At 66.2% G+C, this 24,655-nt stretch carries 20 protein-coding genes; 15 read left to right on the top strand and 5 right to left on the bottom strand.

Going from position 1 to position 24,655, the window contains the following annotated elements; all coding sequences use genetic code 11:
• Positions 1-141: 141 nt before the first annotated feature.
• From yajC to AB4Y79_RS06390, 4 genes are all read left to right on the top strand, one after another.
• A complete protein-coding gene (gene yajC / locus AB4Y79_RS06375; RefSeq protein WP_441859798.1) occupies positions 142-555 on the top strand; it encodes a preprotein translocase subunit YajC in 414 nt (137 codons plus the stop codon).
• Positions 556-655: 100 nt separating this feature from the next.
• Positions 656-2,416, top strand: a complete 1,761-nt coding sequence (gene secD / locus AB4Y79_RS06380) for a protein translocase subunit SecD (RefSeq protein WP_441859800.1) — start codon at positions 656-658, stop codon at positions 2,414-2,416.
• A complete protein-coding gene (gene secF, locus AB4Y79_RS06385) occupies positions 2,416-3,432 on the top strand; it encodes a protein translocase subunit SecF (RefSeq protein WP_441859802.1) in 1,017 nt (338 codons plus the stop codon). Before secD ends, secF begins: the two co-directional genes overlap by 1 nt.
• A gap of 149 nt (positions 3,433-3,581) precedes the next feature.
• Positions 3,582-5,972, top strand: coding sequence for a RelA/SpoT family protein (locus AB4Y79_RS06390; protein ID WP_308930851.1), 2,391 nt, complete (start codon positions 3,582-3,584; stop codon positions 5,970-5,972).
• On the opposite strand, the gene AB4Y79_RS06395 is transcribed toward AB4Y79_RS06390, so the two are convergent.
• The 3 genes from AB4Y79_RS06395 to AB4Y79_RS06405 form a co-directional block, all read right to left on the bottom strand.
• Positions 5,853-6,629 (bottom strand): hypothetical protein, encoded by a 777-nt coding sequence (locus AB4Y79_RS06395; RefSeq protein ID WP_441859804.1) that lies wholly within the window; start codon positions 6,627-6,629, stop codon positions 5,853-5,855. The two genes, AB4Y79_RS06390 and AB4Y79_RS06395, sit on opposite strands and share 120 nt — an antisense overlap.
• A 95-nt stretch (positions 6,630-6,724) precedes the next feature.
• Positions 6,725-8,278, bottom strand: coding sequence for a DUF349 domain-containing protein (locus tag AB4Y79_RS06400; RefSeq protein ID WP_441859806.1), 1,554 nt, complete (start codon positions 8,276-8,278; stop codon positions 6,725-6,727).
• A gap of 67 nt (positions 8,279-8,345) precedes the next feature.
• Positions 8,346-9,164: a peptidylprolyl isomerase gene (locus AB4Y79_RS06405; protein ID WP_441859808.1), complete on the bottom strand. Its 819-nt coding sequence runs from the start codon at positions 9,162-9,164 to the stop codon at positions 8,346-8,348.
• Positions 9,165-9,389: 225 nt separating this feature from the next.
• Between AB4Y79_RS06405 and hisS the strand changes: the two genes are divergently transcribed.
• Positions 9,390-10,760 carry a histidine--tRNA ligase gene (hisS, locus tag AB4Y79_RS06410; protein WP_441859809.1) on the top strand — a complete coding sequence of 457 codons (1,371 nt, stop codon included), beginning with the start codon at positions 9,390-9,392 and terminating at the stop codon, positions 10,758-10,760.
• A gap of 8 nt (positions 10,761-10,768) precedes the next feature.
• On the opposite strand, the gene AB4Y79_RS06415 is transcribed toward hisS, so the two are convergent.
• The gene (locus AB4Y79_RS06415) at positions 10,769-12,022 is read right to left on the bottom strand and encodes an APC family permease (protein ID WP_441859810.1); all 1,254 of its coding nucleotides are present in this window, start codon (positions 12,020-12,022) and stop codon (positions 10,769-10,771) included.
• A gap of 97 nt (positions 12,023-12,119) precedes the next feature.
• Between AB4Y79_RS06415 and aspS the strand changes: the two genes are divergently transcribed.
• Both aspS and AB4Y79_RS06425 read left to right on the top strand, forming a co-directional pair.
• Positions 12,120-13,916 carry an aspartate--tRNA ligase gene (gene aspS, locus AB4Y79_RS06420; RefSeq protein ID WP_441859812.1) on the top strand — a complete coding sequence of 599 codons (1,797 nt, stop codon included), beginning with the start codon at positions 12,120-12,122 and terminating at the stop codon, positions 13,914-13,916.
• An 86-nt stretch (positions 13,917-14,002) separates the two neighbouring features.
• Positions 14,003-14,827 (top strand): GNAT family N-acetyltransferase, encoded by an 825-nt coding sequence (locus AB4Y79_RS06425; RefSeq protein WP_441859814.1) that lies wholly within the window; start codon positions 14,003-14,005, stop codon positions 14,825-14,827.
• Positions 14,828-14,875: 48 nt separating this feature from the next.
• Here AB4Y79_RS06425 and AB4Y79_RS06430 read toward each other — a convergent pair whose 3' ends face one another.
• Positions 14,876-15,547, bottom strand: a complete 672-nt coding sequence (locus tag AB4Y79_RS06430) for an acVLRF1 family peptidyl-tRNA hydrolase (protein WP_441859816.1) — start codon at positions 15,545-15,547, stop codon at positions 14,876-14,878.
• Positions 15,548-15,611: 64 nt separating this feature from the next.
• Here AB4Y79_RS06430 and AB4Y79_RS06435 point away from each other — a divergent pair, with 64 nt between their 5' ends.
• The 8 genes from AB4Y79_RS06435 to AB4Y79_RS06470 all read left to right on the top strand — a co-directional run bounded on the left by AB4Y79_RS06435 (position 15,612) and on the right by AB4Y79_RS06470 (position 24,632).
• Positions 15,612-17,045 (top strand): replication-associated recombination protein A, encoded by a 1,434-nt coding sequence (locus AB4Y79_RS06435; protein ID WP_441859818.1) that lies wholly within the window; start codon positions 15,612-15,614, stop codon positions 17,043-17,045.
• A gap of 168 nt (positions 17,046-17,213) precedes the next feature.
• Positions 17,214-17,840: a 30S ribosomal protein S4 gene (rpsD, locus tag AB4Y79_RS06440; protein WP_009357431.1), complete on the top strand. Its 627-nt coding sequence runs from the start codon at positions 17,214-17,216 to the stop codon at positions 17,838-17,840.
• Between the two features lie 145 nt (positions 17,841-17,985).
• A complete protein-coding gene (locus tag AB4Y79_RS06445; RefSeq protein WP_441859820.1) occupies positions 17,986-18,360 on the top strand; it encodes a DUF948 domain-containing protein in 375 nt (124 codons plus the stop codon).
• Between the two features lie 17 nt (positions 18,361-18,377).
• Positions 18,378-18,608, top strand: a complete 231-nt coding sequence (locus AB4Y79_RS06450; RefSeq protein ID WP_441859822.1) for a DUF6167 family protein — start codon at positions 18,378-18,380, stop codon at positions 18,606-18,608.
• A 118-nt stretch (positions 18,609-18,726) separates the two neighbouring features.
• Complete coding sequence (gene alaS, locus AB4Y79_RS06455; RefSeq protein WP_441859823.1) at positions 18,727-21,405, top strand: alanine--tRNA ligase; 2,679 nt, start codon at positions 18,727-18,729, stop codon at positions 21,403-21,405.
• Between the two features lie 7 nt (positions 21,406-21,412).
• The gene (gene ruvX / locus AB4Y79_RS06460; RefSeq protein ID WP_441859825.1) at positions 21,413-22,012 is read left to right on the top strand and encodes a Holliday junction resolvase RuvX; all 600 of its coding nucleotides are present in this window, start codon (positions 21,413-21,415) and stop codon (positions 22,010-22,012) included.
• A complete protein-coding gene (mltG, locus tag AB4Y79_RS06465; RefSeq protein WP_441859827.1) occupies positions 22,009-23,775 on the top strand; it encodes an endolytic transglycosylase MltG in 1,767 nt (588 codons plus the stop codon). The genes ruvX and mltG overlap by 4 nt, the downstream gene beginning before the upstream one ends.
• Entirely contained in the window at positions 23,772-24,632 is an 861-nt protein-coding gene (locus AB4Y79_RS06470) for a shikimate dehydrogenase (protein WP_441859881.1), read from the top strand. Before mltG ends, AB4Y79_RS06470 begins: the two co-directional genes overlap by 4 nt.
• The last annotated feature ends 23 nt before the right edge of the window (positions 24,633-24,655 follow it).

Below are 24,655 nucleotides of genomic sequence, written 5' to 3' on the forward strand. Positions count from 1 at the left end.
TGGCCCTGACGCCTCCGTCACTTGGGGAAGGAAACGTCAGGCTTTGCCTGCGTCTACATCCCGCCCCGGCTGAAGCGAGGCCGACGTCGCTGGAAAACCGGCAACACCCATGCAAAAGAACGGAATTCCCCCTTGGATCCAATGTCAATTCTCCTGTTCGTCATGCTCGGCGTCTTCATCTTCATGATGTTCCGCCGCAACAAGAAGACGCAGCAGCAGCAGGCACAGCTCCAGTCGAAATTTGCCCCGGGCGTGGAGGTCATGACCAGCTTTGGCCTTTTCGGCCGGATCGTGGACATCGACGAGGCTGAGAACAAGGTCACCCTTGAACTGTCCCCCGGAAACCTCGCCACCGTGCACCGGCAGGCAGTCACCAAGGTGGTCGAGCCTGCTGCCGAACCAGACGTTGCGTCACCTGCCGTGCCGGACGATGCTTCCTCGCTGACCACTCCCGATTCGCTCACCACTCCCGAGACGGGCAGCTCAGTGGCGGGCGCCGAGTCTCCTGAGGAAACCCTGAAGCGCCTCAACGATGAGGGCAAGAAGGACAGCTAGGCCCGCTGGCTCCTTTCCTCCCTCAACCGCTGCGGATTACCGCCGGCGCAGGCGACAGCCCGCACCGGCGGTTCTTCCGCGAATAAGAGAAAGATCGACAATGGCACGAACTGGCCGCAAGAAACCCGGGCTTCGCGTCCTGGTCTGGCTCGGTGTAGTCCTGGCAGCGCTGACCGCCGTCCTGGCCGGCGGCACCATCGCCGGACAAGCCAGCTGGTCGCCCAAACTGGCCCTGGACCTTGAAGGCGGCACCCAGATGATCCTGGCGCCGAAGGTTGAGGGGGGTTCGGACATCAACGAACAGCAACTCAACCAAGCCGTGGCGATCATCCGCCAGCGCGTGGACGGCGCCGGCGTCTCCGAAGCGGAAATCAGCACCCAGTCCGGCCGTAACGTGGTGGTCAGTCTCCCCGGTACACCGTCAGCCGAAACCCGGAACCTGATCCAGGCATCCGCTGACATGAACTTCCGCCCCGTCCTCCTCAACGGTGACGGTGCAGCAGTGCCGCCGGAGTCACAAACCCCTGATGACCAGTTGCCCAAGCCGACGGCTGCCCCGGCCAACAGCAGCGACACCAACTGGATCACGCCCGAGATCTACAAGCAGTTCGAGGCACTGGACTGCAACAGCCCCGCAGCCGAGAAATCACAGCGCTCCGATCCCACCAAGCCATTGGTCACCTGCGAAGCCGCCACCGCGAAAACCCCTGCCATCAAGTACATTCTGGGCCCGGTAGAGGTCAAGGGCACCAACATCGTCACCTCGTCCTTCCAACTGCAGCAGGGCGCGCAGGGTGCGGTCACCAATGACTGGGCCGTCAACATCCAGTTCGACGCCGAAGGCACGGCCAAGTTCAAAGACGTCACCGAGCGCCTGAACCAGTTCTACGTGGCCGCGGGCGGCGAGTCGGGCACCGATCCAAAGTCCCAGTTCGCCATTGTGCTGGACGATCAGGTCATTTCCGCCCCGCGTTCCCTGGCTGTGATCACCGACGGGCGCCCGCAGATCACGGGTGGCTTCACCCAGGAGACTGCCAAGGCGTTGTCCGACCAACTGCGCTTCGGTGCCCTGCCCATCAGCTTCGACATCCAGAGCGAGCAGCAGATCTCGGCCACGCTCGGTGGCGAACAGCTGCGCATGGGCCTGCTGGCCGGCCTGATCGGTCTCCTCCTCGTGGTGGTCTACTCGTTGTTCCAGTACCGGGCCTTGGGTTTCGTCACCATCGCATCACTGGTGGTGGCCGGAGCCCTGACCTATCTGGCCATCGCGATCCTGGGCTGGACCGAGAACTACCGGCTGTCCCTGGCAGGCGTCGCAGGCATCATCGTGGCCATCGGCCAGACGGCAGACTCGTTCATCGTCTACTTTGAGCGCATCCGTGACGAACTGCGCGAGGGCCGTGGCCTGGTGTCAGCTGTCGAAAACGGCTGGAAGCGCGCCAAGCGCACCGTCCTGGCGTCCAAGGCGGTCAACCTCCTGGCCGCACTCGTCCTGTATTTCGTGGCTGTGGGCAACGTCCGCGGGTTCGCGTTCACCTTGGGCCTGACGGCCATCGCCGACCTTATCGTGGTGTTCATGTTCACGCACCCCACCCTGCAGCTGCTGGCACGCACCAAGTTCTTCGGTGAAGGCCATAAGTTCTCCGGCCTGGACCCGCAACGGCTCGGGGCGGTGCCGCTGTACCGCGGTGCCGGCCGAATCCGGACCCCCGATGACCGGCCCGCCACGGCGGTGCGCGGCAAGAACGCCGGTGCCGCGGCCGAGGCTGAGCGCCGCATGACCATCGCCGAACGGCGCCTGGCGGAAAAGCAGGAACAGCTTGCAGGCTCGTCGAAGACCTCCGCGAAGGAGAACAAGTAATGTCAGGCTTCGCCAGTTTTGGTAATGAGCTCTACACCGGAAAGCGCTCCTACGACTTCGTGGGCGCCAAGAAGATCTGGTTCCTCATCGCTGCCGTGGCAGTGGCGTTGTCCATCCTCATCCCGGTTGCCAAGGGCGGCTTTAACCTCGGCATCGAGTTCCGCGGCGGTTCCGAATTCACGGTCTCCAATGTGAAGACGACCGACGCCACCGTCGGCGAGCATGCCGTCACTGATGTTGTGGCCGGCAGCGTCCCCCGGGTAGCCAACGTCGCAGGCAACACCATGCGCATTCAGACCGACAAACTGACCGACGACGAAACCCTCAAGATCAAGCAAGGCCTGACCACGGCCTACGGGGTCACCGACAACGAGGTGACATCGACGTTCGTCGGTCCCACCTGGGGTGCTGACGTGACCAAGCAGGCGCTGATCGGCCTCGCGGTGTTCGTGCTCCTCGCGGCCTTGCTGATGGCCCTGTACTTCCGCACCTGGAAGATGTCGCTCTCGGCTCTCGCCGGCATGGCGGTGACGATGTTCATCACCGCCGGGGTCTACGCCCTCAGCGACTTCGAGGTCACGCCGTCGGCCATCATCGGCTTCCTCACGGTCCTCAGCTACTCGCTGTACGACACTGTGGTGGTCTTCGACAAAATTCGGGAAAACACCTCCGGGATTGATGCCTCCACCCGCCGGACCTTCGGCGAGGAGGTCAACCTCGCCGTCAACCAAACCCTGGTCCGGTCCATCAACACCATGATGGTGGCCATCCTCCCTGTCGGGGCCATCCTCTTCATCGGTGCCGGACTCCTCGGTGCGGGCACCCTGCGCGACCTGTCCCTGGCGTTGTTCGTCGGAATCCTCATCGGCACGGCCGCCACTATCTTCGTGGCCGCTCCGATGTATGCATGGCTCCGCCAGGGTGAACCGGCCCTGGTCAAGCAGGCCAGGCGCGTCGAGCAACGCCGTGCCGGAGCAGCCGAACGGGCTGTTCCCGCCTCGCCGGCCAAGGCCTGATCCACCGCCGACGGCAGCCCTCACTCCGCGCCCAGACCGGGCAACGCAGACTCTGCGTTGCCCGGTCTTTGCGTATGCGGGGCCGGTTATAAAAGTCGCTGCCTTGGGGAATAGACTGGGGTAATTAAACGGTGGTGAGGGGTGCTTCATTGGAAGAACGTTCGGCGTCGGCGCCAACGGCAGAGGAAGATAAGAATCCTGCCGGTGTACAGGCCGGTATGGCATCCTCGGCGCGCCCCGGATCGTTGGTTCCCGTGGACAACTCAGGCGCACGTGCCACGTTTCCCGGCCGCCGGGAGCGCACGCGGTCCCGGCTTGCCCGCCTGACCGGACGGGGAACGGCCACCTACTCGCCCATCCTCGAGCCGCTGCTGCGGACTGTCCGGGCCAACAATCCCAAAGAGGACTTCGACCTCATCCAGCGCGCGTTCGACGTCGCCGAGCGCAGCCACCGCGGGCAAAAACGCAAGAGCGGTGACCCCTACATCACCCATCCGGTGGCCGTCGCCACCATCCTGGCCGAACTCGGGCTCAGCGGCACCACCCTCGCGGCCGCCCTGCTGCACGACACAGTCGAGGACACCCCCTACACCCTGGCGGACCTGAAGCGGGACTTCGGCCCGGAAGTGGCCATGCTGGTGGACGGCGTGACCAAACTGGACAAGGTCAGCTTCGGTGAGGCAGCGCAGTCCGAGACGGTCCGCAAAATGGTCGTCGCCATGGCCAAGGACATCCGGGTCCTGATGATCAAGCTGGCGGACCGGCTGCACAATGCCCGCACCTGGCGGTTCGTGTCAGCGGAATCATCGGCCCGCAAAGCCCGGGAGACACTGGAGATTTTCGCTCCCTTGGCCCACCGCCTGGGCATGAACACCATCAAATGGGAGCTGGAGGATCTGTCCTTCGCGGCGCTCTATCCCAAGGTGTACGAAGAGATTGTCCGCATGGTGGGGGACCGGACCCCGGAACGGGAAAAGAGCCTGGGCGTCATTCGCGACCAGATCACCGAGGACCTGCGTGCCGCCCGCATCAAAGCCACCATCACCGGCCGGCCCAAGCATTACTATTCGATCTACCAAAAGATGATCGTCCGCGACAAGGACTTTGACGACATTAATGACCTCATGGGTGTCCGCGTCCTGGTGGACTCCGTCCGGGACTGCTATGCCGCCCTGGGCACCATGCACTCGCGCTGGAACCCGTTGCCCGGCAGGTTCAAGGACTACATCGCGATGCCCAAGTTCAACATGTACCAGTCCCTGCACACCACGGTGATCGGCCCCGGCGGGAAGCCGGTGGAGATCCAGATCCGTACGCACGAGATGCACCGCCGGGCCGAATACGGCGTGGCGGCGCACTGGAAGTACAAGGACCAGCCCAACCGCACCGCCGTCGGGCCCGGAAGCCCCCGCGACGGCGACATGGGCTGGTTGCGCTCCCTGGTGGACTGGCAGCAGGAGACGTCCGATCCCGGAGAGTTCCTGGACTCGCTCCGCTTCGAAATCAACGCCCGCGAAGTGTTCGTCTTCACCCCCAAGGGCGAGGTCATGGCGCTGCCGGCGGGATCGACGCCGGTTGACTTCGCCTATGCCGTGCACACCGAGGTGGGGCACCGCACCATTGGGGCCAGGGTCAACGGGAAGCTGGTCCCGCTCAACAGTGAGCTGAACCACGGCGACTGGGTGGAGATCTTCACCTCGAAGGCTGAGGGCGCCGGCCCAAGCCAGGACTGGCAGCACTTCGTCAAGAGTGCGAGGGCCCGGAACAAGATCCGCCAGTGGTTCAGCAAGGAACGCCGTGAAGAGGCGATCGACCGCGGCAAGGAACTGCTGACCCGTGCCATGCGGAAGCAGAACCTTCCGCTGCAGCGGCTGATGACGCACGAGGCCCTGGCCGCCGTCGCCGAGGACTTCAAGTACACCGACATTTCCGGCCTCTACGCTGGCGTGGGTGACGGGCACACCTCGGCCCAGTCGGTCATGGAGAAGCTCATCGAGAGCCTGGGCGGCAACGAAAGCGCCGATGATGACGTCGAAGAGGTCAGCATCCCCACCCAGGTCACCAAGGCCCGCTTCTCCGATTCCGGCGTCGTGGTCCGCGGCGTGGGGGACGTATGGGTAAAGCTGGCCCGCTGCTGCACCCCCGTGCCCCCGGATCCCATCCTTGGCTTCGTAACCAGGGGTTCGGGCGTTTCAGTGCACCGTACCGACTGCACGAACATCTCGGACCTCAAGGACCAGCCGGACCGGATCGTGGACGTTGACTGGGCACCCACCCAGTCAAGCGTCTTCCTGGTGGAAATCCAGGTTGAAGCCCTTGACCGGAAATCCCTGCTCTCGGATGTCACGCGTGTCCTGTCGGAGAACCACGTCAACATCCTGGCGGCAAGCGTCCACACGTCCACGGACCGGGTGGCCATCTCAAAGTTCGCCTTCGAAATGGGCGACCCCAAGTACCTCAGCCACGTCCTGAGCGCCGTCCGACGGATCGACGGGGTGTTCGACGTCTACCGCACCACCGGCAACAAACGCCGGAGCTAGCAGCGCCAGCTTTTCCAGTGCCGCCCGCTTGTGGGGAACCCGGGGAGTCGCCTCGATGGCACGCACCAGCAGCCGAAGCATCACGTCCTGCTGCGGCCTGGCCAGCAACGCGGTGAGGGCAGGCAGGGCGCGTTCCGTTTCGACGTGCAAGGCAATATCCAGCGCTGTCCGCAGGGGACTGGAGACCATCAGGCCGCCCAGGCTGATGACATCGAGCGGGCCGAGCTTTACTTCGTGCAGGGTACAGCCGCGCGTGTTCCGCAGGCTGGATACCCTCCGCTTCGTATCCACCAATAACGCCAGGCGGTCAGGTTCCGCCGCGCAGCCGTAGATCCACGCTGCGGTCATCCGCCCCGCAACGACGCGTTGCCGAACAGGCGTGGGAACCACAGCAGCGGCTGCCCGTGCCCGCAGTTGGGGCGAGGCGGGTATCCCGGGCAGGGTGTAGCCGTGTTGGTGGAACCGGGCCAACAGCCCGTCTGCGGCAAGGGACTGCAGTTCGGGGCCGGCGAAGGGCACCCCCGGCGCATACAACTCCGGAAACCGGGGCGGGGAGGGGGCGGCCCCGACGCCTTGGGCCTGGCCGCCTGTCGCGGAAGGGGCGGTTAAGGCAAACCTGCCTTGCCCGGGGGCGGAAGAAGCTGGTGCTGTGGCCATACCCCCATCCTGCCCAAACGACCGTTAACAGGCACAGGCCCGGTCCGGTTATGTGGATAACCGGACCGGGCCTGCGACTGAGTCAGGACAGGATGTCAGGACAGCTCGCTGGCCGACCGCTGGATCTGGTCCAGCCACGCCTGGCGGGCTTCGAGCGCTTCCTGTGCGGCCTTGATCTTGCGCTGGTCGCCGCTCTTCTCCGCCTTCACGAGGTCCTCCTGGAGGCCCGCAATGGCAGATTCCAGCTGGGACAGCGCGCTGTTGGTGCGGGCCTTACGCTCCGGGTTGGACCGCTGCCACTGCTCGTCTTCGGCGTGGCGGACAGCGTCCTCCACCTTCCGCAGGCCGGCCTCGATCCGGCCCATGTCTGCCCGGGGAACCTTGCCGGCCTCTTCCCAGCGGTCACGGACGGACTGCAATGCCTTCTTTGCGGCCGCGAGGTCGTTCACCGGGAGAATCGCGTTGGCCTCGGCCAGCAGCTCCTCCTTGACGGCCAGGTTGGCCGTGTATTCCTGGTCGATCTCGTCGTTCGCAGCCTGGCGGGACGTGAAGAAGACGTCCTGGGCGGCGCGGAACCTGGCCCAGAGCGCGTCATCGTCCTTGCGGCTGGCCCGCGGCGACGCCTTCCATTGGTCCATCAACCGGCGGTACTCGCCTGCGGCGAAGCCCCAGTCCGTTGACGTGGACAAGGCCTCGGCCTCGGCGATCAGCTTTTCCTTCGCGGCCTTTGCCGCGGAGTTGTTGCTGTCCAGTTGGGAGAAGTACGCCCGGCGGTGGCGGTCGAAAACGGTGCGGGCAGCCCTGAACCGCTTCCACAGCGCATCCTCGTTGCTGCGGCCCAGCCGCACGCCGCTCTTCTGCGCGACTTTCCAGTTCTCGAACAACTCGTTCATCCGGGCGCTGGAGGTTTTCCACTGGGTCTGCGCGGGATCCTGGCCGGAAATCTCCTCAGCCTCGGCAACAATGGCTTCCCGGGCGGCGAGCTCAGCGGCGCGGACGGCGTCGTGCTCGGCCTTTTCGGCTTTTTCGAGTTCCGAGATCTGGCCGGCAAGCTTTTCCAGCCTGGCCTCGGCGGTGCGGAGGTCGCCCACCATGTTCCGCTCGGCGAGCTGTTCATGCAGGTGCGTCACCGTCTTCTGCATGTCAGTGCTGGGAGCCTTGGAGCTGACCCGCTGTTCCAGGAGGACGATCTGGGCCACGACGTCGTCATACTTCCGCGCGAAGTAGATCAGGGCTTCCTCACCGCTGACGCCGGGGTACTGCCCAACCGGGTGTTCACCGCCGTCGATGGTCAGGTAAACGTGGCCGTCCCCTTCCACCCGGCCCCACTTGGAGGCCTCGGCGACGGACGTGCCGGGCGCGGCAGGAACGGGTGCAGCGGCAGGAGCGGCGGCGGCAGGCTTCGGACGCGACGCGAACGCGGCAGGAGACGGTGCGGAAGGCCGGGGACCCGGAGCCGGTGCCGCCTCAGGAGCTTCCGCAGGAGCTGGTGCCGGGGCGGCGTCAGGAGCTTCCGCAGGAGCGGATTCTTCCGGGGCCGCGGCTGCCTGGGCGTTGTCTGCTTCGGTGCCGGCGCCTTCGCTGGTGTCCGAGGCCGTTGCCACGGTCAGGTCTGTTGCTGTTTCGTCGGATTTCTGACTGTCTGTCACCGCTAAAAGTCTTTCGCTTGGAGGGAAATACTCACGTACTGCGCCGTGGCCGCTGCGGCCCGGCGTCCTACTTCAGAGAAAACGAGTCTATCGTGACTGGTTGAATCGGTGCGCCGTCTGTGTCACTTGCCCCCGGCGTAATGCCTGCGGCGGCGATCTTGGACACCACATCAAGTCCGGAGGTCACCTTGCCCACCACCGTATAGCCTCCGGCCGAATCCGGGTTGATCACGGTGTCCTTGTAGACAATGAAGAACTGGGTTCCGTTGCCGTACGCGTTGTTCCCGGTCCGGGCCACGGCGATGGTCCCGGCGGGATAGGTGTTGTCGGCCGGGGTGTTTTCCAGAGGGCCCCAGGTGTAGTTCGGGTCACCCTTGCTGTCACCATTGGCGGAGCCGCACTGGAGCACACCGAACTGGTCCGCGGTGGTCAGGCGCTGGCAGACCTTGCCGTTGAAGAAGCCTTGATCGCTGAGTGACTTGAACACTGCAGCCGCCTGGGGCGCCTTGGTGCCGTCCACTTCCACGCCGAGCGGGCTGCCGTTAAGTGACAGGTCGCCGGAGAACGTCTTGCCGGCGGCCGTGTCCGGAGCGGGAATGTTCGCTCCGTTGGAGGTCTGCGGAGACGGGGTGGCGGAGGCGCTTGCGGATGCAGACGGTTCGGTCAGGCCGGCTTGCGCGGCAGCGTATTCGTCTTCGGTGGGATTCCCGGCGAAGGCGGTGAGTTGGAGTACGACGGCGAGCACCACGGCGGCGGCTCCCGCGCCGGCGGCCACAAGGTTGTCGCGTTTGCGCCGCTTGTCCTGGCTGCGCCGCAGCTCGCGCTTGGCCTCCATTTGCTGGATGCGCCGTTTTGTTTCGCGGGCACTGCGTGAACTGGCCGCCAAGGGTCCTCCTCGTCGTCGGGCTGCTGGTGCCCGGCGGATGGCCGCCGGGCGCAGGTGGGCCAGCGTCAGCGCCGGTCCGCTGCATTAGAGATGCACACGGATGACGCATAAACTGGCTGCCGCACATAGTTTATGCATGGCTGGCTGTGCTGCCGCCGAACGTCGGCTTTGAGCGGCGCGCGGGCAGCCCCCGGCGCACCTTTCACCCTAAGGAGAACCTTCCCCATGGCACGCACCGCCTCCCTGTCCGGATTCCCCGAGTGGCTTCCCGAGGAGCGGCTGGTGGAGCTGCATGTGCTCGATACCCTGCGCCGGGTCTTTGAATTGCACGGGTTCGCCTCGATCGAAACCCGCGCGGTGGAAACGGTGGGCCAGCTGTTGCGCAAGGGCGAGATCGACAAGGAAGTGTACGGACTGAGCAGGCTGCAGGAGGACGACAGCGACAACCCCGTCAAGGGCGGCAAGGCTGATCCCCACGCGCTTGCACTGCATTTTGACCTGACGGTTCCGTTTGCCCGGTACGTCGTGGAAAACGCCGGCTACCTTGCGTTCCCGTTCCGCCGGTACCAGATCCAGAAGGTGTGGCGCGGCGAGCGGCCCCAGGAAGGCCGGGCCCGCGAGTTCACCCAGGCGGACATCGACGTTGTGGGCGACGGCGAGCTGCCGTTCCGCTACGACGTGGAGATTGCCCTGGTCATCGCCGAGGCCCTCAGCGCGCTTCCCATCCCGGACTTCCGGCTCCGGATCAACAACCGCAAGCTGGCTGAAGGCTTCTACCGGGGGATCGGGCTCCATGACACCGCCGGCGTGCTCCGCAGCATCGACAAGCTCGAAAAAATCGGTTCCGCCAAGGTGGCCGAGCTCCTGAAGACAGAGCTCGGTGCCTCTGACGAGCAGGCGGCCAAGGCCCTGCAGCTGGCAGCCATCCGTACGGAAGACACCTCCTTCGTGGCGAAGGTGCGTGCCCTGGGAGTCAGCGATGAGCTCCTGGACGAGGGCCTGGACGAACTGGAGCAGGTGATCGACGCTGCCGTGCAGCGGGCCCCCGGAAAGGTCCTGGCGGACCTGAGCATCGCCCGCGGCCTGGACTACTACACCGGCACCGTCGTGGAGACCGTCCTGGTGGGTCATGAACAGCTGGGATCCATCTGCTCCGGCGGCCGTTACGACGCCCTTGCGTCAAAGGGCAACCGAAAGTTCCCGGGGGTGGGCCTGTCCATCGGTGTCACCCGCCTGGTGTCCCGGATCCTCAGCCAGGACCTGGCCAAGGCCTCCCGTTCCGTGCCCACGGCCGTGCTGGTGGCCCTGAGCCATGACGACAGCTGGGGCGCCGCCCAGGACGTTGCTGCCCTGCTTCGAAGCAGGGGCATCCCCACCGAGGTTGCGGCGAAGGCGGAGAAATTCGGCAAACAGATCAAGTTCGCTGACCGGCGGGGAATCCCGTTCGTATGGTTCACGGACGACGACGGCACCCACCAGGTCAAGGACATTCGGACCGGCGCGCAAGTGGTGGCCGCCCCGGAGACCTGGATGCCGCCGGTGGAGGACCTCACCGTCCAGGTCAGCACCACAACGGCTGCGACAGCGTCCGTCTAGCGCCCGCGTTACCGGCCGGGCTGGTGCTGCCGGAATCGCAGCACCAGCCAGCGCCCGGCCACCCCCGCTGCGAGCACTGCTGCCATGGTCAGCACCGGCGCCGGCGGCAGCGTGAAGGCCAGGACCACGCACCCCAGGAAACCGGCCGCGTTCAGCCAGCGGGGGGCGTAGCCGGGGTGCGCGTCAAGAGTGTAGGCGGAGGCGTTCGCAACTGCGTAATAAACCAGCACCCCGAAGCTTGAGAAGCCCACCACGGTCATCACGTCCGTGGTCAACAGGAGCAGGACCACGACGGCTGCCACAGCCAGTTCGGCGACGAACGGAACGGTGTGGGTGCCGCCCACCGTGCCCAGGGGACCGGGAAGGTCACGTTCCCGCGCCATGGCGAGCGTTGTTCGCCCTACTCCCGTAATCAGCGCGAGCAGGGCGCCCAGGCACGCGGCGGCGGCACCGGCCTGCACCAGCGGTGCGCCCGCCGCCAGCTGCGACCCCAGCACCGCGTCCAGCAGGGGAGTCCTCGCAGTAGCGAGCCGGTTTCCCAAGTGGGCCTGCAGTAGCAAAGCCAGCAGCAGGTAGATGGCGAAAGCGGCTGCCAAGGCGGCAAGGATAGCCCGCGGAATGGACCGGGTGGGGTCTTTGACTTCTTCCCCCAGTGTGGCGATCCGCGCGTAGCCGGCGAAGGCGAAGAACATCAGCCCGGCTGCTGGGAGGACCCCGGCCGGCCCGCCGGAACCTGCACCGGACAGGACCGCGGCAGGATGCGGGCCGAGCGCCGCGGCCACGGCGACGAACACCAGGGTCGCCAGCACGAAGCACAACAGGATCCGCGTGAGCAGGGCAGTGCGGGTGATGCCGAGGAGGTTGACGCCGGTCAGTGCAACTACCGCGCCAACCGCCACCTGGGCAGCGTAGTCCGGTGCAACGTAACTGCCGAAGGTCAGGGCCATTGCCGCGCAGGACGCCGTCTTGCCGGTGACGAACCCCCAGCCGGCCACGAAGCCCGGCCATTCGCCCAGTTGTTTCCGGCCGTAAACATAGGTTCCACCGCTGGTGGGGTACTTCGCGGCGAGAGCCGCAGAGGCTACCGCATTGCAGTACGCCACGACGCCGGCAATGACCACGGACAGGACCAGCAGGTTCCCGGCCAGGGCCGCTGCCGGGGCGAAGGCCACGAACACGCCGGCGCCCAGCATGGAGCCAAGGCCAATGGCGGTGGCATCAAAGGTGCCGAGCCTTCGTTGAAGTTGCTGAGTTTGGCCCATGAGGCGGCAGTACCTTTCCAGCGGGTAAACTCGGACGGGATCGTTCCCGGAACGATCATATTGAACTTCCCACTGTTTTCCCGCAGAAAGGCGTGCTGTGCTGCGCACACATGACCTCGGATCCCTTCGTTCCGAGCACATTGGACAAACCGTAACCCTGGCCGGCTGGGTGGGCCGCCGTCGTGATCACGGTGGTGTGGCCTTCGTTGACTTGCGCGATGCTTCCGGTGTCTCGCAGGTGGTGGTGCGAGAAGAAGAGGTCTTCCATGGCCTGCGCAACGAATACGTCCTGCAGGTCAAGGGCACTGTTTCCCGGCGCCCGGAGGGCAACGAGAACCCGGCCCTGGCCACGGGTGAGATCGAGGTCATCGCCGAGGACGTCACCATCCTCAACACCTCCGACCCGCTGCCCTTCCAGATTGACGAGCATGTCGAAGTGGGCGAGGAAGCGCGCCTCAAGCACCGCTACCTCGACCTTCGCCGTCCGGGCCCCAGCAGGAACCTGCGCCTCCGCTCCGAGGCCAACCGGGTGGCCCGCGAACTGCTCCACGATGAGGGCTTCGTGGAAATCGAGACTCCCACGCTGACCCGCTCCACACCGGAAGGTGCCCGCGACTTCCTGGTTCCGGCACGCCTGGCACCGGGTTCCTGGTATGCGCTCCCGCAGTCGCCGCAGCTGTTCAAGCAATTGCTGCAGGTGGGCGGCTTTGAGAAGTATTACCAGATCGCCCGCTGCTACCGGGACGAGGACTTCCGCGCGGACCGGCAGCCAGAGTTCACGCAGTTGGATATCGAGGCCAGCTTCGTGGACCAGGACGACATCATCAGGCTCGGCGAAAACATCGTCAAGGCGGTGTGGCAGCTCATCGGAGTGGATATTCCCACGCCGATCCAGCGCATCACGTATGCAGACGCCATGGCGCGCTATGGTTCCGACAAGCCGGACCTTCGCTTCGGCCAGGAACTGACCGAGCTCACCGAATTCTTCAAGGACACCAACTTCGGCGTCTTCAAGGCACCCTATGTTGGTGCCGTCGTCATGCCTGGGGGTGCCTCGCAGGCACGCCGGGCCCTTGATGCCTGGCAGGAATGGGCCAAGCAGCGCGGCGCCAAGGGTCTTGCCTACGTCCTGTACAAAGAAGACGGCGAGCTCGCCGGACCGGTCGCAAAGAACCTCACCGAGATCGAGCGCGCGGGACTGGCCGACGCGGTTGGCGCCAAGCCCGGCGACTGCATATTCTTCGCCGCGGGCGAGAAGACCCCGTCGCGAGCCCTGCTCGGTGCTGCACGCGTCGAGATCGGCCACCGCACGGGCCTGATCGATCCCACTGACTGGGCTTTCTGCTGGGTAGTGGACGCCCCCATGTTCGAGCCCGCCGCCGCCGCGGTTGCCTCAGGCGACGTGGCCGTCGGTGGAGGGCAGTGGACTGCTGTCCACCACGCCTTCACCTCGCCGAAGCCCGAGTTCCTTGACACCTTCGACAAGGACCCGGAGTCGGCGCTGTCCTACGCCTACGACATCGTGTGCAACGGCAACGAAATCGGCGGCGGCTCCATCCGTATCCACCAGCGCGATGTGCAGGAGCGGGTCTTCGAACTCATGGGACTGGACAAGGAAGACGCGCAGACCAAGTTCGGCTTCCTGCTGGAGGGCTTCAAGTACGGCGCACCTCCGCACGGCGGCATCGCCTTCGGCTGGGACCGCGTCGTTTCGCTGCTCGCCGGTGTGGAATCCATCCGCGACGTCATCGCCTTCCCGAAGTCCGGTGGCGGCCATGACCCGCTCACGGAGGCACCGGCACCCATCACGCCGCAGCAGCGCAAAGAAGCCGGCGTGGACTTCAAGCCGGAGGCCAAAAAGCCGGAAGAGAAGAAGCCCGAAGCAAAGCAGTAGAGCAGAGCAGGCAGCATCAGGATGCAGGCCCAGGAGGTTCCCCGGAAAACCGGGGAACCTCCCGCCTTTAACGAAGGAGCCATCCGTTGTCCACACCCGGCAATACCGAAACCCCGCAGGGTGAACGGCTGGACCTCGAAGCTGCCATGGACGCTGCGTGGCCGGCCCTTGAACGGCATGAAGCCGGCACCTGGGTGCTCCGGGCGGCGGCAGGCGTCACGCAGCGGGCCAACTCCATCTGGCCGCGCGCCGCGTCCGCCGGCCAATCCGGCGGCGACCTTGCCCGTCTGCTCGCCGATGCCCGGGCGTGGTACCGCAGGCGCCGGCTGCCGGTGATCTTCCAGCTCTTCGACAATCCCGCCACTTCAGCGCTCAACGACTTGCTCGACGCCGAGCGCTTCACCCGGCAGTCCGAGACCGTGGTCATGACGCGCAGCGCCACCTCAGGCGGTGCCCCTTGGGCCGGCCGGGGAGACCAGGCAATCGAACTGTCACAGCTGCCGTCCGAGGACTGGCTGCGGGTCTGGTGGGAGGTCGACGGCCGCGGAGGCGAGGACGCCCTCGCCACGGCACGGGCAATCCTCGAAGGGTGCCCGTCGGTGTACGCGTTGGCGCGGGACAACGACGGCCGCGCCGCCGCCGTCGGGCGCCTGGCCCTGCCCGCCGGCAGCACCCTCGGCGGCGTTTACGGCATGGCCACCCGTTCCGACGCGCGCCGCCAGGGGTACGCGGACGCCATTCTCCGGGCCATGCTGCACGCCGGCGCGGAGCGCGGCGTGACGGACTTCTGGCTGCTGGTGACGGCGCAGAACCACGGAGCACAGGCTTTATATGTCAAAGCCGGATTCCGGGAGGCGGGCCGCTATCTGTACCGGCAGGAACGGCCGCGCCGGTCGCTGACCGGCTGCTGAGGCTGCCCCGCCTCCGGTGGTTGAGCCTGTCGAAACCTGCCGGCCAGGTCACCCGCCTGCGGGTTCGGTCACCGTGACCCTTACCGAGCAGGCGTCTGCTGCAGCTTTCTTCAGGACGGCGGCCCGGGGCTGCGGTACGTCGAGATAAGCAAGGCGGGGCAGCTGGACATACGGGCGCAGGGGCGGTTGCTGAAGGACAAGGTCCGCCAGGGCCCTGTCACCGCCCGGCACCACGTACTCGAACGCCACACCACCGAACACGCCAGCCGCCTGTTCCGCAACGGCGGACACCAGGGCGTCGGCCTGGTTGGAACGCCGCCGGGCGAAGCGCTGCTGTGACTGGCCGCCCGCCGCGGTGCGCGACTGGACATACCGGGTGCCCGCCTTCGACGCCAGAACTATGCCCTCGCTTGCCACCCCGATGCCGTAACCACCCCGCCGCACCAGCAGTAGTCCGAGCCGGCGCGGCTGGGACGCCAGGGTGGCCAGGCGCTCCACTGGGTCGCTGCCGCGTCCGGGACGGCCGTCCGCGGGCCACGGCGCCTGCAGGAGGGCCGTTGTGCCATCGGCGGCCACCAGCCGGAGCCCGTCGTCGTCATCCTGCAACAGGTAACCGCCGTGGGAGGACCCGAACCGCTCCACCCAGCCTGCCAGCCGGGTGCCGGGCACGAACGCCGTCCGGACGGACGGCGGGCCACCGGCGGAAACAGGTGCGGGCATGGGCGATCCTTCACTGTCGGGAGCCCTGGGAAAAGCAGGAGTGGACTGGAAGTAGCCTATCTATGTGGATGATCTCTTCGGGCACGGCCCAGAAAACGACGACGACGACGGTCCCGTCGCCGGGGCAGGTGCCGGTCCCGGCGGGCAGGCGTCGCCGCGGAGCCCGCTGGCGGTGCGCATGCGGCCGCGCAGCGTGGACGAAGTTGTGGGCCAGCAGCACCTGCTCGGCCAGGGCTCACCATTGCGGCAGTTGGCGGCCGGTGCTGACGCCGCCGGACCGGCGGGGCCGAGCTCGCTGATCCTCTGGGGACCCCCGGGCACCGGAAAAACCACCTTGGCGCACGTCATCGCCCGCGGACCGGGACGGAAGTTCGTTGAACTGTCCGCCATCACGGCCGGCGTCAAGGATGTCCGCCGCGTCATGGACGACGCCCTGACGGCCCGCGACCTCTACAAGACCACCACCGTGCTCTTCCTGGACGAGATCCACCGGTTCAACAAAGCCCAGCAGGACGCGCTCCTGCCCGGCGTCGAAAACCGCTGGGTGGTCCTGGTGGCTGCCACCACGGAGAACCCTTCCTTTTCCGTGGTCTCGCCGCTGCTGTCACGGTCCCTCCTCCTGACGCTCAAGCCACTCACAGACGCGGATATCGAGGGCCTCCTGGTGCGCGCCGTGGAGGACCCCCGCGGGCTCGGCGGCAAGGTACGGCTCAGCGACGAGGCACTCGACCACCTGGTCCGGCTCTCCGGCGGCGATGCCCGCCGGGCGTTGACGGCGCTGGAAGCCGCGGCGGGGGTCGCCTTCGGTGACGCGGACGACGTCGAACGTTCCGTCCCGGAGGAAGGCGGCACTTCCGAACCGGTCACCGTGGAGTTGCGCCACACCGAGCGCGCGCTGGATGCTGCCGCCGTCCGGTATGACCGGGCCGGTGACCAGCATTACGACGTCGCCAGCGCCTTCATCAAGTCCATCAGGGGATCCGATGTGGACGCCGCCCTGCATTACCTTGCGCGGATGCTCGAAGCGGGGGAGGACCCCCGCTTCGTGGCCAGGCGGATCGTCATTTCCGCGGCAGAGGACGTGGGCATGGCGGATCCCACCGCGCTCCAGACCGCGGTGGCCGCAGCCCAGGCAGTGCAGCTCATCGGGATGCCCGAGGGGCGGATCATCCTCGCCGAGGCAGTGGTCCACCTGGCCACCGCGCCAAAGTCCAACGCCGTCTACATGGGCATCAACAAGGCCATCGCCGACGTCAGGGCCGGGCTGGGCGTCGGGATCCCCGCTCATCTGCGGGATGCGCACTACCCGGGGTCCAAGCAACTGGGCCATGGCGTTGGCTACAAGTACGCCCACGACGCTCCGCACGGGGTGGCGAGCCAGCAGTACCCGCCGGACGACCTCGTGGGGCGGGACTACTACCAGCCGACCAACAACGGCGCCGAACGGGACATCGCAGTGCGGCTTGAGCGGTTGCGGAAGATTGTCCGGGGCACGTGACGGCATGGTAAGCTGAATCTTCGTCTGGCAAGGCCGGCGCACAATCTCCCCAAATTTACGTTGAGAAGGTTATGCCCTGTGCCCAGTAGCAAAAGGCAGCGGTTGGCCGATGCTCTCCATCGTGGAGGCCAGTAACACTGACACACCGCAGATATTGGAAGGACACAAGTGGCTAACAACACTCGTGCTCGCCGGCAGGCCCGCCTCTCGCGGTCCCTCGGCATCGCTCTGACCCCCAAGGCCGCCAAATACATGGAGCGCCGCCCGTACGGCCCCGGTGAGCATGGCCGTGCCCGCAAGAAGCAGGACTCCGACTACGCCGTTCGTCTGCGCGAAAAGCAGCGCCTGCGCGCCCAGTACGGCATCCGCGAAGCACAGATGACCCGTGCCTTCGAGGAAGCCCGCCGCACCAAGGGCCTGACCGGTGAAAACCTCATCGAACTGCTCGAAATGCGCCTTGACGCCCTGGTCCTGCGTGCAGGCTTCGCCCGCACCATCGCCCAGGCCCGCCAGCTCGTTGTGCACCGCCACATCATGGTTGACGGCGTCCGCGTTGACCGTCCGTCGTTCCGCGTCGGCGAGGGCCAGCTGGTCCACGTCCACAGCCGCAGCGAGACCATGGTTCCGCTCCAGGTTGCCGCAGCCGGTGCCCACCGCGACGTCCTGCCTGCCGTTCCGGCCTACCTGGACGTCAAGCTGGAAGCCCTGCAGGCCCGCCTGGTCCGCCGCCCCAAGCGTTCCGAAATCCCGGTGACCTGCGAAGAGCAGCTCGTCGTCGAATTCTACGCACGCTAAATCCCAGCAGCGTATCCAAAGAAGCCCGTGGCAAGCGCCACGGGCTTCTTTGTATGTAAGGTACTTGGGGGACATCTGCGCAACGGGCCTTCCGGGCCCGGCCTGGATGGAACCCGACCACGGAATTTCGAGGAGATGAACGTCTATGTCTGGTGGCGATATTGCCGGCCTGATCGCTGCTGGGGTGTTCGCGCTCCTGGTACTGCTGCTCGCAGTACCCATCCTGAAGCTGGGGAGTGTCTTCGACGAGGTGCGCACTGCCATCAAGTCCATCAGCGACGGCGCCACGCCCCTGATGGATGAGGTCACCGCCACCGTTTCGACCACCAACCAGCAGCTGAAGAAAGTCGATGGCATCTCGTCCAACGTCTCGGATGCGTCCGCCAACATTTCCGCCCTGTCCTCACTGGTAGCCGCCACGGTGGGTTCGCCCCTGATCAAGGTGGCCGCGTTCAGCTACGGTGTGCGCAGCGCCTTCGCCAACCGCACGAAGCCCGCCGCCGGCCGCCGCAGCCGCTAGATTCGAAAAGAACCAACATGAAAAGAATTGTTTGGATGGGAATTGGCGTGGCCATCGGCGTCATCGCGTTCCGCAAAGTTACCGAAGCCCAGTCCAACCTTGGGCCGGAGGGGCTCAACCGTGCTGTTGGGCGGCTGGCGGACGGGGTGTACGACTTCGCCGACGCCGTCCGCGCGGGGATGCGCGAGCGTGAGACCGACCTCCGCGCCGCACTGGGCGTCGACTCCGCGGAACTGGTGCGCCGCTGAGCCGCAGGGCAAGCAGCAGCCAACGAAAACCGGCAGGAACCGAACCGGAACCCGCCACCTGAACTAACTTTCCGCGCCCGGCAGGAGCCGCGGACCACGAAGGGTAAGAAAACAGCTCATGAAGTCGCAGGAGATCACAAAGCGCTGGGTGGACTTTTTTGTCAGCAAGGGCCACACCGCGGTTCCCTCCGCATCGCTGGTCTCCAGCGACCCCTCGCTGCTGTTCACGGTGGCCGGCATGGTCCCGTTCATTCCCTACCTCACCGCCCGTGAGGAACCGCCCTACTCCCGTGCCACCAGCGTGCAGAAGTGCATCCGCACCGGCGACATCGAAGAGGTGGGCAAGACCGCCCGGCACGGCACGTTCTTCCAGATGTGCGGCAACTTCTCCTTCGGCGACTACTTCAAGGAAGACGCCATCAAGTTCGCCTGGGAACTGCTCACCACAAGCGTTGACGACGGCGGCTACGGCCTCGCGCCCGAACGGCTGTGGGTGACCGTCTACGAAGAGGACGACGAGGCCGAGGAACTGTGGCTCAAGAACACCGGTGTCCCTGCTGAACGTATCCAGCGCATGGGCAAGTCGGACAATTACTGGTCCACCGGCCAGCCCGGGCCGGCCGGGCCCTGCTCCGAGATCTACTACGACCGCGGACCGGCCTATGGCGTCGAAGGCGGCCCGCTGGCTGACGAGACCCGCTACATCGAGATCTGGAACCTCGTGTTCATGCAGTACCAGATCGAAAACGTGCGCTCCAAGGTGGACTTCGACATTGTGGGTGAGCTGCCCAAGAAGAACATCGACACTGGCCTGGGAATGGAACGCCTCGCCATGATCCTGCAGGGTGTCGAGAACATGTACGAGACCGACCAGGTCCGGCCGGTCATCGACAAGGCCGCGGAACTCTCCGGCAGGGAATACACCTCCGCTGAGACTCCCGAGGACCCCCACCACACGGACGACGTCCGCATGCGCGTTGTGGCCGACCACATCCGCTCGGCCCTGATGCTGATCTCCGACGGCGTCACCCCGTCCAATGAGGGCCGCGGCTACGTCCTGCGCCGCCTGATCCGGCGTGCCGTCCGTTCCATGCGCCTGCTGGGCGTCGAACAGGCCTGCCTGCCGGAGCTGCTGCCGGCTTCGCGGGACGCCATGAAGGGCGTTTACCCCGTGGTGGAAACCGACTTCGCACGGATCAGCCGCATCGCCTATGCCGAGGAGAAGGCGTTCCTGCGCACCATTGCCTCCGGCACTGCCCGGCTTGAGGACGCGGTGAAGGAATCCAAGGCGGCCAACAAGCCGCTGTCCGGCGAGGATGCCTTTACCCTGCATGACACCTACGGCTTCCCCATTGACCTCACGCTCGAAATGGCCGAGGAGGCGGGCCTGAAAGTTGACGAGGCGGCCTTCCGCAGCCTGATGCAGGAACAGCGCCAGCGCGCGCAGGCAGATGCCAAGGGCAAGAAGGGCGGCCACGCCGACGTCACCGTCTTCCAGGAGCTCCTGGGCCAGGGTGAGACTGTCTTCACCGGCTACTCCGAGCTCGAGGGCGAGTCGCGTGTCCGCGGCCTCCTGAGCGCCGGCCGCAAGGTCCAGCAGGCTGCCACCGGCGACGAAATCGAACTCGTGCTCGCCGAAACCCCGTTCTACGCCGAGGCCGGTGGCCAGGCTGCCGACACCGGCCTCATCACCGGCGACGGGTTCGTCGTCGAGGTCCTGGACGTGCAGCGCCCCATCAAGGGCCTGAGCGTGCACAAGGCCGTTGTCCGCGAAGGCGAGATCGGCGCAGACTCGCTGGTGCGCGCCGCCGTCGACCGTGAACGCCGGCATGCAGCTGAGCAGGCCCACACGGGCACGCACATCGTGCACGCCGCCCTGCACCAGATCCTCGGGCCGGAGGCCACCCAGCGCGGCTCATTCAACAAAGCCGGCTACCTGCGCTTCGACTTCGCCTGGGGCGAGGGCCTGAGCACCGCCACGCGTTCGGAAATCGAAGAGGTGTCCAACCTGGCCATCCGCAACAACTACGCGGTGGAAACGAAGATCATGGGGCTGGCCGAGGCCAAGGCCATGGGTGCCATGGCCCTCTTCGGCGAGAACTACGGCAGCGAAGTGCGCGTGGTGGAGATCGACGGCGCATGGTCACGCGAGCTCTGCGGCGGCACCCACGTTGCCAACACCTCGCTGATCGGCAGCCTGTCCCTGCTGGGCGAACAGTCCGTCGGTTCAGGGAACAGGCGCGTGGAAGCCTTCGTTGGCATGGAGGCTTTCCGCCACCTTGCCGCCGAGCGCGCCCTGGTGACCGAACTGACCGACCTGCTGAAGGTCCCGTCCGGCCAGCTCGCCGACAGGATCTCCGCCACCTTGGCCAAGCTGAAGGCCACGGAGAAGGAACTCGACCGGCTCCGCAAGGAACAGCTGGCTGCCTCAGCCGCGCAGCTGGTCAACACCGCCAAGGATGCCGGGGGAGTGAAGGTGCTGGCCCACCACGCCGGCACCGTCAGCGGAGCTGACGACCTCCGGGGCCTGGCGCTGGACCTTCGCAACAGGCTCGGTTCGGCGGCCGCCGCCGTGGCCGTCGCAGGTGTCGCGAACGACCGTCCGCTGATCCTGGTGGCTACCAACGAGGCAGCCCGGGAAGCCGGCGTCAAAGCCGGTGCGCTGGTCCGCGTTGCCGCCGGCGTGCTCGGCGGCGGCGGTGGCGGCAAGGACGACGTCGCCCAGGGCGGAGGGACCGACGCCGGAAAGGTTGGCGCCGCGTTGGCCGCCGTCGTCGACGCCATCTCGGCCCGCTAATCCAGCCATGACCAATCCTGCAGCTGCCGGCGGCTACCCCCAGGGCGTCAAACTGGGGGTGGACGTGGGCACCGTCCGGGTAGGGGTGGCGATCTGTGACCGCGATGCGATCCTGGCCACGCCGTACAAGACCCTCGACCGGAACGCCAAGAAGAACTCCGACGTGCGGGTTATCGCCAAACTTGCGGAGGAACTGGGAGCCGTCCAGGTTTTCGTGGGCCTGCCCCGGACCATGAAAGGCGAGGAACACGCCTCCGCCAGGATGGCCACTGACTACGCACTGCTCCTGGTCGCGGAGTTTTCCGGCCGCGGTTTGACGGTCCCGGTGAACCTCGTGGACGAGCGGCTGAGCAGTGTCACGGCGCACCGGAACCTGCACGAAGCTGGCATGAGCAGCAGGAACCACCGTAAAGTAGTTGATCAGGTCGCGGCGGCAGGTATCCTTCAGCACGCCATCGACATGCAGAAAGCCAGGGGAGCGGATGTCGGCTCACGCGTGACAGCGCCATCCCCGTCCGTGGACCTGGGGGCCGGTGAGGTGGACCAACCAGTCCACGCCCTCCCCGCAGACACGGCCCGATCTTCAGATAATGGAAGGCAACAGTGAGCCCTGCCAACATTGACGACACTTCCGGCCCGCAGGACACCGGGGCCGCGAGGCCGTTGACCCGCAAGGAACTGCGCGCACGCGAGAAGAGCCTCAATACCGGCGGCCACGACACCGTCCCCGAGCAGGCTTATGAGACGGGCGAGGTGCCGCCGCCCCCCGCCACGCCGCCGGCAGCCGGTACCTCCGCCGCCGAACCAGCCTTCGCTCCGCTGCCTGAGGCCGGTGACGTGCCGGCCGCCCCGGAAGTGCCGCCGTCCATTCAGGATGTGCAGCCGGCCGGTGATTCCCACCCCGGCCACACCTGGGGCAACGAGCCTTCGCCCGGCACGCACCACGACGACGTTGCGCACCATGGGGATGCGCATGTTTACGAGGACGTCGCGAACCACGAGGAGGTGCAGCACCACGACGACGTGGCCCATTTTGAGGACTCGGAGCACCGTGAGGTTGCGCACGCCTACGCGGACGCGGCGCATCACCAGGACATGCAGCACCACGACGACGTGGCCTACCACCCGGACCATGCTCTTCTCCTTGACAGCCACCATGACGCCGACGGGCACCACTACGGGGAGATTCCCGACGACCATGCATACGGCGACGCAGGCCACCACGACGATATGCATCCCGACGCCACTCACCCGGACCCCGTCCACGAGCTGCTTCCTGCCTCCTCGGCAGCCCAGGTAGTGCCGCGGCCTTCGAAGAAGGTCCGGCGCCGCCGCAGGTTGCTGGCCCTCTTCCTGACGCTGGCTGTGTTCGTGACGGCCGTGGCGGTGGGAGCCCAGTTCCTCAAGCCCCTCCTCGGCAGCGGCAAGCCATCAGACTTCCCCGGACCGGGGACCGGCGAGGTCCACGTGACCGTGCAAAGCGGCGAGGGCACCCGGTCCGTTGCCACCGATCTTGAGAACCAGCGGGTCGTTGCCAACGCCGATACCTTCATGCAGGCGTTCCACGCATCCGGCGCAACCCTGTCCCCGGGCGACTACGTCTTCAAGACCGAAATGAAGAACGCCGACGCCGTCAATGTCCTTGCGGGCAAAGACAAGTCCAAGGTCATCTACTTCGCCCTTAGCGCCGGCCTGCGGATCAGTGAGTCGCTGCAGGCGATCTCCGAGGGATCGGGGATTTCCGTGCAGCAGCTGCAAGCGCTGAGCAACCAGCCTGCCCAGTTTGGATTGCCGGCGAACGCGAAGAACCTCGAAGGATACCTGGCCCCGGGCGAATACCGTTTCCCGCTGGGTACCCAGGCCAAGGACATCCTCCAGTCCCTGGTGAAAGCCACCACCGATGAACTGGTGTCGCAAGGAATCACAGACCCCGCCAAGCAGTACGAGGCCGTCATCGTGGCCAGCATTGTCCAGGCCGAGGGCGGCCAGGCCGACTACGGGGACGTGGCGGGTGCGATCTACAACCGCCTTAAGCCGAACGACCAGACCGGCGGCTTCCTCCAGGTCGACTCGGCGGTGACCTACGGCCTGGGCACCAAGAGCTTGAACTTCACGGATGAACAGCGCAAGGACAAGTCCAACCCGTACAACACCTACGCCAACCCCGGACTCCCGCCGGGTCCCATCGGCTCTCCCGGGAAGACTGCCATCGACGCAGCCGCAAGGCCCAAGTCCAATGACTACCTGTACTGGGTGACTGTCAACCTGGACACCAACGAAACGAAGTTCGCGAAGACGCTGGCCGAACACAACGCCAACGTGGAGCAGTACAACGCGTGGTGCAAGGCCAACGCGGGCCGCTGCACATGAGCCTGCGGGCTGCCGTCCTGGGCCATCCGATCAGCCATTCAAAGTCTCCCGCGCTGCACCTTTCGGCGTATGAGTGGCTGGGCGCGGCTATCAGCTACACGGCCATCGACGTCACCGAGCAGCTGTTGCCGTCCTTCATGCGCCAGATCCGGAACCAGCCCGGCTGGCGCGGGCTCTCCGTGACCATGCCGCTGAAGACCGCAATGCTCGATGAGGTGGACGAAGTGCGCGGAGTGGCGCAGACCCTTGGCGTCGTCAATACCGTGACCTTCGAGGAGTCCGGCAACGGGGTGAAGACTGTCGGTTCCAACACCGACGTCGCCGGGATCGTCAATGCCCTTTGCCACGCCGGGACCGCTGCGGCACCGTCCGCTGTCATCCTGGGCGGCGGTGGCACCGCGGCGTCGGCTGTTGCTGCCTTGAAGGAGCTTGGCACAGCCACGGTTCAGGTCTTCGTCCGTGATTCTTCGCGGACGGCGGACGTCCGCGCCGCTGCCGACAGCCTGGGCGTCGCGCTGGAGGTCCGTCCCCTCGCTGCCGCTGCGCGCCCGACGTCGGAGGCCGACGTCGTCATCTCCACCCTGCCGCCGCGCACGGCCGACGGGCTCGCAGCGGAAATCGCCGCCTTGAAGACACCGACGCCGGGTGTACTCCTGGACGTCGCCTACGATCCCTGGCCGAGCCTGGTGGCCTCGGTATGGCAGGCCGGTGGCGGCCGCGTGGTGCCCGGCCTGGAGATGCTGCTGTACCAGGCGGTGGAGCAGGTGCGGCTCTTCACCCGGCGCGGGGAAGACGTTAACGCAGCTGTCATAGATGTGATGTGTGACGCAGTCGGCCTTGCCCGACGGGCGTTGTGACCGCCCTACGTGGCAGGATGGAA

It is taken from the genome of Pseudarthrobacter sp. YAF2, assembly GCF_052113345.1.
Lineage (GTDB): Bacteria > Actinomycetota > Actinomycetes > Actinomycetales > Micrococcaceae > Arthrobacter.